Consider the following 11,751-nt stretch of genomic DNA (forward strand, 5'->3'; position numbering starts at 1 on the left):
ACACCGGCCGACCGAGCCATCGGGCCGGCCGTCTGCTGCGGGACGGGATTCCCGCTCCCGACCATCAGGAATGGCTTCGCTGCGGAGAGGAGGTGTGCTCCATGACCGGACGTCCTGGTTTCGGAGAGGTGTTGCGCGGTCATCGGCGCGCGGCACGTCTGACGTTGGAGCAGTTGGCCGAGGTGTCGGGGGTCAGTGCCCGGACCCTGTCGGACATGGAGCGCGGACGGAGCCGGGGGCCCCAGCAGCGGACGGTGACCGCTCTGGCGGATGCGCTCGCGCTGACGGGGGATGCCCGCGAGGCGTTCGTCGAGTTGGCGCGCGAGGGCCGACTACGGGATCACTGGACGCGTCCCAGTGGTCTGTGTGAACTGCCCCGGTCGGTCGACGACTTCACCGGTCGTGCGGCAGAACTGGTCTGGATGAGCGAGCTGGTGCATGCCGAGAGCTCGCCGGGTGTCGGTGTGGTGGGCCTGATCACCGGCTCGGCGGGTCTGGGCAAGACCACGTTCGCGGTCCGTGCCGCTCATTCCGTGGGGCCGGTCTTTCCCGACGGAGTGTTCTTCCTCGACCTGTTCGGCATGTCCCAGCGGCCGTTGGCCGCCGCCGACGCTCTGCGGTTGCTGCTCGGCGCGCTCGGCGTCGCGGACCGGCAGATCCCGGCCGACACCCAGGGGCGAGCCTCCTTGTACCGGTCGCTGCTGCGGGCCAGGCGCGTCCTGGTCGTCCTCGACAACGCCGCGTCGGAGGAGCAGGTGCGCCCGCTGCTTCCAGGAGAAGGCGCGAGCAGGGCGCTGATCACCACCCGACGACTGCTGGCAGGACTGGAGGGCGTCCGCAGGCTCGTCCTCGGACCCCTGCCGCTGCAGGCGGCCAAGGTACTGCTCACCGGGATTCTGGGGGAACGTTCCGCCTCCGACGAGGAATCGGCGCTCACCCTGCTCGCCGAGCTGTGCGGGGGACTGCCGCTGGCGCTGCGGATCATCGGCAACCGGCTGGTCAGCCGGCCCGGATGGGACGCCGCCGAACTCGCCGCCCGGCTGGCGGACGAGGGGCGCCGTCTCGATCAGTTCAAGGCCGGCGACCTCAAGGTCGCCAACGCGTTCGGGATGTCGTACGAGCAACTTGTCGATACCGCGCGGCGGATGTTCCGGCGGCTCGCCGTGGTGCCGGGACAGGACTTCGACGCCGCACTGGCGGCCGTCGCCGGAGGGGTGTCGATCGAGGACGCCGGGGAGGCTCTGGACGACCTCGTCGACCTCGGCCTGCTGGACGACAGCGCCGCGGGCCGTTACCGATTCCACGACCTGGTCCGCCTGTTCGCCCGCGACCGGCTCCACGAGGAGGAGACCGCGGCCGAGCGCGAGGCGCTGACACGGAGGGTGACGTCCTGGCTGCTGCGGATGGCCACGCTGTCCGGGCGGTGGTTCGAACCCGGCGGCTGTCCCGGCCGGCCCGCCCCGGATCTCCCCGCCCCGGCCTCCCCGGACGAGGCCGACTGGTGGCTGCGGGGCAACGTGGGCAACTGGCTGGGGGCGATGCGGGCGGCGGCGAGCGACGGGGAGCACGCCCTCGTCCTCGACTGCGCGGAGTCGATGCACTGGTTCTCCGAACGGTGGGCGCACGGCCCGCACTGGCACGAGGTCTTCACGCTGGGAGCGGAGTCGGCCGCCGCTCTCGGTGACCTGGCGCAGCAGGCGACCCAGCTGAACTATCTGGCCTGGGTGCACAGCGTGCCGCCCAGCGACCCGGAGACCACACTGCGGTATGCGGCCGAGGCGTTGGCGTTGGCCGCCCGGTGCGGTGCCACGGCGCAGATCGCCTGGTCGTACGAGTACACCGCTTCGGCACTGCTCCTGCTCGGCCGACTCGACGAGGCCATCGCCTCGTCCTCCAAGGCGGCGGAGATATCCAAGTCCATCGGTGACATCGACTCCTACGTCCAGAGCCTCGCCGCCGTCGCCAGATGCCTTCTCGACGAAGGGCGCTACACCGAGGCGTTGGAGCAGTTCATCGAAGTGCTCGCTCTGCTGGACGACGAGGGGTCGGGGATGACACCGAGCGTCGCCGCGCACAGCCGGCCGGTCCAGCTGATGCGCATCGGCTTCTGCCTCGGACACCTCGGCCGCCGCAAGGAGGCGATCACCACGCTCAGTGAGGCGATCGATGCCATGAACACGCTCCGGATGTCCGACTACCGGCAGGCCGAAGCCCTGGAAACACTGGCTGCCCTGCTGGCCGGGGAAGGCCGGACCGACGAGAGCCGCCGTGCCTACGTGCGGGCGGCCCAGGTCCACGAAGCGATCGGCGACACCGAGGCGAGCACCCGCTGCCACGCCCTGGCGGACGCCACCTCCTGAATGCCGACGGGTGGGCCGGGCCAGGACCCGGTCCACGACCGGCGAACCGTCCCGGTCGGAACACCGGGCTGTCGGGCTCCGTCGCCCTCACCCGCCGACCGGACACCGGACACAGGACGGGCACGCCGCTACGACAACGGGGAAGAGCCCGCTCTCTCACGCGCCCCAGAGCGTGACGTACACCGGGGGCCGGAACCGGGAGGGCGGGACGCCCGTGCCGGGCGCGCGCATGACGCGGGTCGCCGCGGGTGTGTGCAGGAAGTGCAGGAAAGCGTCGGTGGCCGGGGAACGGTGTTCCGGCCGCAGGACGGTGGCGTGCCACGTGGCGTCCGACGGCGTGGCCGGGGTCTCCAGCAGACGCAGCTCGTCACGCCGGATGCGGGGCGACACCAGATGGGCCAACGCCGGTGCCACCCCCGCGCCCTCCGCGGCGGCCGCCAGGGTCGCGGCCTGGTTGGGGAACACCCACACGTTCCCTTCGGCCACTTTGAGCCGGCGCAGCAGCCGCCCGGAGTCCGCGTCCGGATCGGTCCCGGAGGAATCGACCAGCCACGACCACTGCGTCGGCGGACCGGGCGGCCGCGGCGCCCTGGCGCCGGTCACCACGACCAGCTGGGTGCGGAACAGCGGTTCGCCGACCAGTTCGCCCGTGCCGTCGTCGCCGAGACAGGGCCCGAGCGCGACGTCGGCCAGCCGGTTCTCCACCAGCACGCGCATCTCGTTGCCGGTGGCCACCCCGAACGAGGTCTCGGTCCTGCGCCCCGAGCGGCAGGCGAAGGCCTCCACGAGCGACGGCAGTACGAACTCGGCCAGCGTGCTGGTGGCGACGACCCGCAGTTCGTCGGGCGCACCCCGTGCCGCCCGCACCGCGGCCTCGGCGTCCGCGTTCAGCGCGACCATCCGCGAAGCGACCGGCAGCAGCCGCGCCCCGGCGGGCGTCAGGCGCATCCCACCGCCGCCGGCGCGCCGGATGAGCGGGTCACCGAAGTGGGTGCGCAGCGCCGCGAGCGCCTGCGACACCGCGGACTCGCTCACCTTCAGAGCCCGTGCCGCGGCGCCCACCGAACCGAGCCGGGCAACCAGCACGAAGGTGCTGAGCTGCGTGACGGTCACCATCCGATTTTCGCGCGTTCGGACCGATAAGTGAATGCTTATCCACCCATTGCACGGCGGGTACGGAAGAGCGCAGCATCGCTGCAGCAGCGGGCAGAGCATTCCAGGAGGGCCCGATGCAGGTTCCGGTCGCATTCCAGTACGAGCGGGCCACCAGCCTCGAGCAGGCGATCGAGCTGCTCACGCGGTACGGCCCCGAGGCCCGGGTGGTGGCGGGCGGACACAGCCTGCTGCCGATGATGAAGCTGCGGCTGGCTCAGCCCGAAGCCCTGATCGACATCAACGGCCTCGGCGAACTGGCGTTGATCAGGGTGGACGGGCACGACCTGGCCGTCGGAGCCATGGTCCGCCACGCGGAACTGCTCGCCTCGCCGGTCGTCGGCGAGCACTTCCCCGTCCTGCGGGACGCCGAGCGGGTCATCGCCGATCCGCTCGTACGCAACCGCGGCACCGTGGGCGGCTCGCTGTGCCAGGCCGATCCGTCGGAGGACCTGTCCGCGGCGTTCTCGGCGCTGCGGGCGACCCTGGTCACCCAGGGCCCCGGCGGCAGGCGAACCATCGCGATCAGGGAGTTCTTCCTCGGTCCGTACGAGACCGCGCTGAACGAAGCGGAGCTCTTGGTGGAGATCCGCGTCCCCATCCGTTCGCACGCCAGCGCCTACCGCAAGGTCGAGCGCCGGGTCGGCGACTGGGCGGTCGTCGCCGCGGGAGCGGTGCTGGAGATCTCCGGCGATGTCATCGACGAGGCCGGGATCGGGCTGACCGCGGTGGGCGCCCCACGGTTCGTGGCCGAGCAGGCCGAGGACTTCCTGCGCGGCGGACGGCCGGACGACGAGGGCTTCGCCGAGGCGGGCCGGATCGCCGCGCGGGAGTGCAGGCCGACCGCCGACCAGCGCGGCCCGGTCGACTACAAGCGGCACCTGGCCGCAGAGCTGACCACGCGGGCGCTGCGCGCCGCCGCCGCACGCGCCCGGGGGCAGGAGGCGTGACATGCGGATCACCGTGACCGTGAACGGCGAGCAGCACACGAGGGACGTGGAGCCCAGGCTGCTGCTCGTGCACTTCCTGCGCGACGAACTCGGGCTCACCGGCACCCACTGGGGCTGCGACACCTCCAACTGCGGGGTGTGCACCGTATGGCTGGACGGCACGCCGGTGAAGTCCTGCACCGTCCTCGCGGTGATGGCCGACGGCCATCAGGTGCGGACCGTCGAGGGGCTGGCGCACGGGGCCGAACTCGACCCGGTGCAGAAGGGATTCATCGCCTGCCACGGACTGCAGTGCGGCTTCTGCACGCCGGGGATGATGATGACCGCCCGCTGGCTGCTCGACCACGACGCGGATCCGTCCGAGGAGGACATCCGCGAGGCCATCTCCGGACAGGTGTGCCGCTGCACCGGTTACGAGAACATCGTGCGCTCCATCCGCTGGGCCGCCGAGCACGGCGGCGGGCACGGGACGGCCGGCGCGGACACCGAGCCGGCGCCCGGTCGCGAGGAGGCGCGGGCATGACGACCACCGAGGAACGGCCGGTCGGCTTCGGACGGATGCCCCGCAAGGAGGACGCCCGGTTCGTCCGCGGCCACGGGACCTACGTCGACGACGTACGGCTGCCCGGGATGCTCTACGGCGCGATCCTGCGCAGCCCGCTGGCGCACGCCCGGATCGTGTCCGTCGACACCAGCGCCGCGGAGGCGCACCCGAAGGTCAGGGCCGTGATCACGGGGGAGACCCTGGCCGGTCTCGGACTGGCCTGGATGCCCACGCTCTCGTACGACACGCAGGCGGTGCTCGCCACCGACAAGGTGCGCTTCCAGGGCCAGGAGGTCGCCTTCGTCGTCGCCGAGGACCGCTACGCAGCCCGGGACGCCCTCGAACTGATCGACGTGGAGTACGAACCGCTGCCGCCGGTCGTCGACGCCCGGCGGGCGCTCGACCCGGACGCCCCGGTGATCCGCGACGACAAGGAGCATCAGAGCGACAACCACATCTTCGACTGGTCGGCGGGCGACAAGGAACGCACCGACGAGGTCTTCGCGACCGCCGACGTCGTGGTGGAGCAGGACATGCTCTACCCGCGAGTGCACCCGGCGCCGCTGGAGACCTGCGGCACCGTGGCGGACATGGACGCCATCACCGGGAAGCTGACGGTGTGGTCCACCACCCAGGCCCCGCACGCCCACCGCACGATCTACGCGATGGTGGCCGGCATCCCGGAGCACAAGATCCGGATCATCTCCCCGGACATCGGGGGCGGCTTCGGCAACAAGGTCGGCATCTACCCCGGTTACGTGTGCGCGGTCGTCGGCTCGATCGTCACCGGCAAGCCGGTGAAGTGGGTGGAGGACCGCTCGGAGAACCTGATGAGCACCTCCTTCGCCCGCGACTACCACATGCACGGCGAGATCGCGGCGACGAAGGACGGGAAGATCCTTGCCTTGCGGGTCCATGTGATCGCCGACCACGGCGCGTTCAACGCCACCGCACAGCCGACGCGGTTCCCGGCCGGCTTCTTCGGCGTCTTCACCGGCTCCTACGACCTGGCCGCCGCGCACTGCACCGTGACCGGCGTCTACACCGACAAGGCCCCCGGCGGCGTCGCCTACGCCTGCTCGTTCCGCGTCACCGAGGCCGTGTACCTGGTGGAGCGGATGGTCGACCTGCTCGCGGACCGGCTCGGCACGGACCCGGCCGAGCTGCGGATGCGCAACCTGCTGCGGCCCGGACAGTTCCCGTACCGGACGCGGACGGGGTGGGAGTACGACTCCGGCGACTACCCGAGGGCCCTGCGACTGGCGATGGACATCGCGCACTACGAGGACCTGCGCCGGGAGCAGGCCGACAAGCGCGAGCGCGGCGAGCTGATGGGCATCGGGGTCAGCTTCTTCACCGAGGCCGTCGGCGCGGGGCCCCGGGGGCACATGGACATCCTCGGACTGGGCATGGCCGACGGCGCCGAGCTGCGGGTCCACCCGACCGGCAAGGCCGTCCTGCGGATCTCCGTACAGACCCAGGGACAGGGCCACGAGACCACGTTCGCGCAGATCGTCGCCGAGGAACTGGGCATCCCGCCCGAGGACGTCGAGGTGGTCCACGGCGACACCGACCAGACCCCCTTCGGGCTCGGCACCTACGGATCCCGCTCGACGCCGGTGTCCGGAGCCGCGACCGCGATGGTCGCCCGCAAGGTGCGCGAACGCGCGAAGATCGTCGCCTCCGCGATGCTCGAAGTGAGCCCGGACGACCTGGAATGGGAGAAGGGCCGCTGGTTCGTCACGGGAGACCCCGACCAAGGACGGACCATGGCGGAGATCGCGCTCGCGGCACACTCCGACCTGGAGCTGCCCGAGGGCGTCGAGGGCCACCTGGACGCGACGTGCGTCTACAACCCGCCGAACCTCACCTTCCCCTTCGGCGCCTACATCTGTGTCGTCGACGTCGACGCGGGCACCGGCCAGGTGAAGGTCCGCCGGTTCATCGCCGTGGACGACTGCGGCAACCGCATCAATCCCATGATCGTCGAGGGCCAGGTGCACGGCGGCCTCGCCGACGGCCTCGGCATGGCGCTCATGCAGGTGATCGCCTTCGACGAGGACGGCAACTGCCTCGGCGGATCGTTCATGGACTACCTCCTGCCCACCTCGGTCGAATGCCCCTCGTGGGAGCTCGGCGAGACCGTCACCCCCTCCCCGCACCACCCCATCGGAGCCAAGGGCGTCGGCGAGTCCGCCACGGTCGGCTCGCCCGCCGCGGTGGTCAACGCCGTGGTCGACGCGCTGAAGCCGCTCGGCGTACGCCATGTCGACATGCCGCTGACGCCCGCCGTGGTGTGGCGGGCCACCCAGGGGCGGCCTCTGCGCACCGACCTGGCGATCACCTGAGGCACCCGCGATGACGAACGCCGAACTGCTGACCCGGGCGGACGTGCTCCGGCACGGCCGGACCCCGTTCGTCCTGGCCACCGTCGTCCACGCGGAACGGCCCACGAGCGCCAAGCCCGGGGACAGCGCACTGGTGCTGCCCGACGGCACCGTCGAGGGCTTCGTGGGCGGCAGCTGCGCCGAGACGACGGTGCGGCTGCAGGGCCTGCGGGTGCTGCGGACCGGCGAATCGCTGCTGCTGAGGATCACTCCCGCCGCGGACAGTGGGACCGCGGGCGCGCAGGAGCCGGGCGAAGGCCTGGTCACGGTGGCCAACCCCTGCCTGTCGGGCGGGACGCTCGACATCTTCCTGGAGGCCAACCTCCCCCCGGCGCTGGCGTACGTCTACGGACACGCCCCCATCGCCCGCGCCCTCCTCGACGTCGGCCGCGTGCTCGGCCTGGACACCCGGCCGGCCGCGCCCCGGGAACCGCTGCCGCCCGATCTGGACGTCGTCGTCATCGCCACACACGGCCGCGACGAGCAGACCGTGCTGACCGAGGCCGCACGCGCCGGGGTCCCGTACATCGGGCTGGTGGCCAGTCCGGGACGTGGCGCGGCGGTGCTCGCCGGGCTGGATCTCGGCGAGGAACAACGCGCGCGCGTCCACACCCCGGCCGGCCTGGACATCGGCGCGCGGACCCCGGCGGAGATCGCGTTGTCGGTGTACGCCGAGATCATCGCCCTGCGGCCGCAGACGGCCCGAGCCGCGCGCCCCCGAGCCGACACCGCCGCGCCGCGGGCCGTGCCCGAGGACGTGGATCCCGTGTGCGGCATGACCGTGGCGATCACCACCGACACCCTCTCACTGGACCGGGCCGGCAGCAGGGTGTACTTCTGCGGGCCGGGGTGCCGGCACGCCTTCGCCGACGACCCCTCCCGTTACGCGCATGCCTGACCTCGACGCCCTCGTACCCGACGCCCCCGCCCTGCGCTCACGTCTCGACGCAGTCGGATACCTGGCCGACGACGCCCTGGCCACGGCGCTGCTGCTGGCCGTACGCATGCGGCAGCCGATCCTGCTGGAGGGCGAGCCCGGCGTCGGCAAGACCGAGGCGGCCCGCGCGCTCGCCGCCGTGCTCGACACCCCGCTGATCCGCCTGCAGTGCTACGAGGGACTGTCCTCGGCCGAGGCCCTCTACGAGTGGAACTACCCCCGGCAGCTCCTGGCCATCCGGCTGGCCGAGTCGCGCGCCGAGCCCCTGCGGGACGCCGACCTGTTCACCGAGGACTACCTGCTGCCACGGCCGCTGCTCGCCGCGATCTGCCACCCGGGACCGCGGCCGGCGGTGCTGCTCATCGACGAGGTGGACCGCGCCGACGACGAGTTCGAGGCGTTCCTGCTGGAACTGCTCGCCGACGCCGCGGTCACCATCCCCGAACTCGGCACCCGGACGGCCGTGGTGGCGCCGGTGGCGGTCCTCACCTCCAACCGCACCCGGGATCTGCACGACGCGCTCAAACGCCGCTGCCTCTACCACTGGATCGACTACCCGGACACCGCACGAGTCGCCGCGATCATCCGCAGACGCGTGCCGGAGTCGGCCGCGTGGCTGGCCACGCGCGTGGCGCGCGGGGTGGCGATCCTGCGTGCCCGACAGGAGCTCACCAAGCCGCCCGGGATCGCCGAGGCGATCGACTGGGCGGGCGCGCTGCACACGCTGGGACTCTCCGTTCTCGACGCCGACGCCGCCGACCGCACCCTGGGGGCGGTGCTCAAGTACGCCGAGGACCTCGATGCCGTGCGCCGGGCGGGACTGGCGGAACTGGTCGACGCGGAGCCGGGCTCCGATGCCTGACCTGCCCGAACTGGCCGCCGCGTTCACCGCCGCCCTCCACGACGCGGGGATCGCGGTGGGCCCCGACCGTACCCGGAGCTTCGCTCGTGCGCTCACCCTGCTGGCGCCGTCGACGACACGCGAGCTACGGCACTGCGCGCTCGCCACCCTGGTGTCCGACCCCGAGCAGATCGAACCGTTCGACGCGGTCTTCCAGGAAGTCTTCGGCGGCCCGGCCGACCGCGGAGCACGACGCGGGCAACGCGCAGACCCGGCCCGCTCGCTCCCGGACGCCGTGCCCGGCCGCGTCCCCCGCACCCGGACGGCCACCGCGGACGGACGAGGCCGGGACGAGGACGCACAGCCGCGGGAGGCTCGCGTCCCCCTCGCCGCCAGTCCGCTCGACCGTCTCGCGAGCCGTGACTTCGCGGACCTGTCCCCGGCGGAACTGGCCCGGCTCTCCGAGGTGATGCGCACCATGGTGCTCCGCACCCCGACCCGGCCGTCCCGCCGGCACCGCACCGCACACCACGGCACGCGCATCGACGTGCGCCGCACCCTCTCCGACAGCAGGCGCACCGGCGGACACCCACTGCGGCTACGCCGCTTCGTGCCCCGTACCCGCCCCCGCGACCTCGTCGTGCTCTGCGACATCTCCGGCTCGATGGAGCCCTATGCCCGCGCGATGCTGCAACTGCTCTACTGCGCCGCCCGCGCCACCCACGCCGAGGTCTTCACCTTCGCCACCCGGCTCACCCGCCTCACGCCCGTCCTGCGCCGGGCCGGGCCGCACGACGCCCTGGCACGGGCCGGACGGGCGGCCCCCGACTGGTCCGGGGGCACCCGGATAGCGCAGTGCCTGGCGGAGTTCAACGAGCGGTTCGGCCGACGCGGCATGGCGCACGGCGCCGTGGTCGCCATCGTCTCCGACGGCTGGGACACGGGCGCGCCCGCCGACCTCGCCATCCACATGGCGCGGCTGTCCCGGGTCGCCTACCGCGTCGTCTGGGTCAACCCGCGTACGGCAAGCCCGCGTTACCGTCCGCTCGTGGCCGGAATGGCTGCCGCACTGCCCTACTGCGACGCCGTCGTGAGCGCCCACAACCTCGCTGCCCTGGACGACTTCACCACCGCTCTGTCGGCCCCGCGTCGCCGCCGTGCTCTGAAATAGATTTGCGGCGAGGCGACGAACTTCAGCCGAGCACGTCGACGATCACGTGCTCTTCCGTGATCCAGATCGGCGATCGGTCCAAGTCCACGAATCGTTTTTCGTCCTCGACCAGTGCGGCGCTGATGGCCTGTACCTCCTCGGTATGCAGCAAAGCCACGAGCGCCTCGACACTGTCGAAATACAATTCGGCGACGCCATCATAGGGCTCTGTCTCGAGGCTTCGAGCTGCCCGTATCGGCTCGTCGATCAATGTTTGAACAGTGTGCGACTGAACGTACCGACGAAGGCCGATCGCATTGGCGTGCCGCTTCACCAATGCGGCATGATCTGTGCTCCAATACTCATGAAATTCCCTCTCGGAAAGGTCACTTCGTCTCCGAAGCGCAAAGGTGATCTTGATCATGAGATCCCTACTTCCTCATTGAATCGCAGGGAAACGGTGCATCCGAGATCGTCGCCAACCTCCGCTGCCCCTTGGCGACTCGGCGCGTGTCGGAGGCGACAATATAATGACTATCTGCGGACTGCGATAGTCTCTGGGGTCGGTAAAACCCATCGTCCAGCGGTGGCCCTGCTGCATCCGGACAGGACTCTGGAATCGACTCCTCCCGTTCCTCCGGATTACTCTCCAAAAAGGCGGAAATCCTTTTCCTGCGATGGTTTCTCCGGATAGGGCAGGCGCACGGCGGCGCGCGGCCGTGCGTCACTGGCGACCGAAGAACTCCACCTCGGCGATGGCCACCCGGCGGTCCGGCCGGGTGCCGTAGGCGGCGTCCACCGTCAGCCGTACCTGCGTCACGTCCGACCCCTGGACCTCGAAACTCTGCTGGCCGGGTGCGTCGTTGAGACTGAGGTTCTTGGTGGTGTGCTTGCCCTGCGAGGAGACAAGGGTGACGGTGATCCTCGACGGCCGGGCCTGGCTGAGGAACTCGTCCGACTTCGTCGAAATCCCGGAAGTGACCAGCAGTTCCCGCATCCGCACCGGGCGTCCGAAGTCGGCTTCCAGGTACTGACCCGTGCCGGAGCCCCGGGCGGCCGGCGCCCAGTAGCGGTTGTTGAGGCCGTCGAAGGCCGCCTGGGCCCGGTGGGACGGCGCCTGGCTGGAGGCGCGCACGTGTACGGCGTGCAGGGGCTTCGGATCACCGGTGCTGTCCTCGGCGAAGGTGAACAGCTGGGCCAGCTGGGCACGGGCGAGCCATGCCACGACGACGAGGACGATCAGGAACACCGGCAGCGTCAGTCGTGGCCGGCGCCGCACCCGGAGCCTGGGCCGGCTCCCGGCGGCCAGCGGGCGCCGCTCGCGGCTCGGCAGGATCCGGCGCCACCATGGCGGCCGGGGAGCCTGGCCGGGTGGCGGCGCGGGGTCGAGCAGGGCCCCGCAGCGTACGCACAAGCGCCGTTGGTGCGGA

Annotated in this window: 10 protein-coding genes; 7 read left to right on the forward strand and 3 right to left on the reverse strand. The window is 71.5% G+C overall.

Going from position 1 to position 11,751, the window contains the following annotated elements; all coding sequences use genetic code 11:
* The first annotated feature begins 101 nt into the window (after positions 1 to 101).
* Positions 102 to 2,360, forward strand: a complete 2,259-nt coding sequence (locus tag ACWD5D_RS11080; protein ID WP_451372506.1) for a tetratricopeptide repeat protein — start codon at positions 102 to 104, stop codon at positions 2,358 to 2,360.
* A gap of 156 nt (positions 2,361 to 2,516) precedes the next feature.
* On the opposite strand, the gene ACWD5D_RS11085 is transcribed toward ACWD5D_RS11080, so the two are convergent.
* Entirely contained in the window at positions 2,517 to 3,473 is a 957-nt protein-coding gene (locus ACWD5D_RS11085; RefSeq protein ID WP_451372507.1) for a LysR family transcriptional regulator, read from the reverse strand.
* Between the two features lie 116 nt (positions 3,474 to 3,589).
* On the opposite strand from ACWD5D_RS11085, the gene ACWD5D_RS11090 reads away from it, so the two are divergent.
* From ACWD5D_RS11090 to ACWD5D_RS11115, 6 genes are read left to right on the forward strand one after another with little or no spacing between them, the layout of a single operon-like run.
* Positions 3,590 to 4,462: an FAD binding domain-containing protein gene (locus ACWD5D_RS11090; RefSeq protein ID WP_451372508.1), complete on the forward strand. Its 873-nt coding sequence runs from the start codon at positions 3,590 to 3,592 to the stop codon at positions 4,460 to 4,462.
* A gap of 1 nt (position 4,463) precedes the next feature.
* Positions 4,464 to 4,985, forward strand: coding sequence for a (2Fe-2S)-binding protein (locus ACWD5D_RS11095; RefSeq protein WP_451372509.1), 522 nt, complete (start codon positions 4,464 to 4,466; stop codon positions 4,983 to 4,985).
* Positions 4,982 to 7,354 (forward strand): aerobic carbon-monoxide dehydrogenase large subunit, encoded by a 2,373-nt coding sequence (locus ACWD5D_RS11100; RefSeq protein ID WP_451372510.1) that lies wholly within the window; start codon positions 4,982 to 4,984, stop codon positions 7,352 to 7,354. Before ACWD5D_RS11095 ends, ACWD5D_RS11100 begins: the two co-directional genes overlap by 4 nt.
* A 10-nt stretch (positions 7,355 to 7,364) precedes the next feature.
* Positions 7,365 to 8,291: an XdhC family protein gene (locus tag ACWD5D_RS11105; protein ID WP_451372511.1), complete on the forward strand. Its 927-nt coding sequence runs from the start codon at positions 7,365 to 7,367 to the stop codon at positions 8,289 to 8,291.
* On the forward strand, positions 8,284 to 9,192 hold the full coding sequence (locus tag ACWD5D_RS11110) for an AAA family ATPase (RefSeq protein WP_451372512.1): 909 nt from the start codon (positions 8,284 to 8,286) through the stop codon (positions 9,190 to 9,192). Before ACWD5D_RS11105 ends, ACWD5D_RS11110 begins: the two co-directional genes overlap by 8 nt.
* Positions 9,185 to 10,342 (forward strand): vWA domain-containing protein, encoded by a 1,158-nt coding sequence (locus tag ACWD5D_RS11115; protein WP_451372513.1) that lies wholly within the window; start codon positions 9,185 to 9,187, stop codon positions 10,340 to 10,342. Before ACWD5D_RS11110 ends, ACWD5D_RS11115 begins: the two co-directional genes overlap by 8 nt.
* A 22-nt stretch (positions 10,343 to 10,364) precedes the next feature.
* Here ACWD5D_RS11115 and ACWD5D_RS11120 read toward each other — a convergent pair whose 3' ends face one another.
* On the reverse strand, positions 10,365 to 10,745 hold the full coding sequence (locus ACWD5D_RS11120) for an EthD domain-containing protein (protein ID WP_451372514.1): 381 nt from the start codon (positions 10,743 to 10,745) through the stop codon (positions 10,365 to 10,367).
* Between the two features lie 300 nt (positions 10,746 to 11,045).
* Positions 11,046 to 11,735: a discoidin domain-containing protein gene (locus tag ACWD5D_RS11125; protein ID WP_451372515.1), complete on the reverse strand. Its 690-nt coding sequence runs from the start codon at positions 11,733 to 11,735 to the stop codon at positions 11,046 to 11,048.
* Positions 11,736 to 11,751: the final 16 nt, after the last annotated feature.

It is taken from the genome of Streptomyces sp. NPDC002520, from assembly GCF_053595235.1.

What these genes read in the sequence shown, in the direction of transcription:
- ACWD5D_RS11080 (WP_451372506.1), top strand. Translation starts at nt 102, where the DNA reads ATGACCGGACGTCCTGGTTTCGGAGAGGTGTTGCGCGGTCATCGGCGC.
- ACWD5D_RS11090 (WP_451372508.1), top strand. Translation starts at nt 3,590, where the DNA reads ATGCAGGTTCCGGTCGCATTCCAGTACGAGCGGGCCACCAGCCTCGAG.
- ACWD5D_RS11095 (WP_451372509.1), top strand. Translation starts at nt 4,464, where the DNA reads ATGCGGATCACCGTGACCGTGAACGGCGAGCAGCACACGAGGGACGTG.
- ACWD5D_RS11100 (WP_451372510.1), top strand. Translation starts at nt 4,982, where the DNA reads ATGACGACCACCGAGGAACGGCCGGTCGGCTTCGGACGGATGCCCCGC.
- ACWD5D_RS11105 (WP_451372511.1), top strand. Translation starts at nt 7,365, where the DNA reads ATGACGAACGCCGAACTGCTGACCCGGGCGGACGTGCTCCGGCACGGC.
- ACWD5D_RS11110 (WP_451372512.1), top strand. Translation starts at nt 8,284, where the DNA reads ATGCCTGACCTCGACGCCCTCGTACCCGACGCCCCCGCCCTGCGCTCA.
- ACWD5D_RS11115 (WP_451372513.1), top strand. Translation starts at nt 9,185, where the DNA reads ATGCCTGACCTGCCCGAACTGGCCGCCGCGTTCACCGCCGCCCTCCAC.
- ACWD5D_RS11120 (WP_451372514.1), bottom strand. Translation starts at nt 10,745, where the DNA reads ATGATCAAGATCACCTTTGCGCTTCGGAGACGAAGTGACCTTTCCGAG.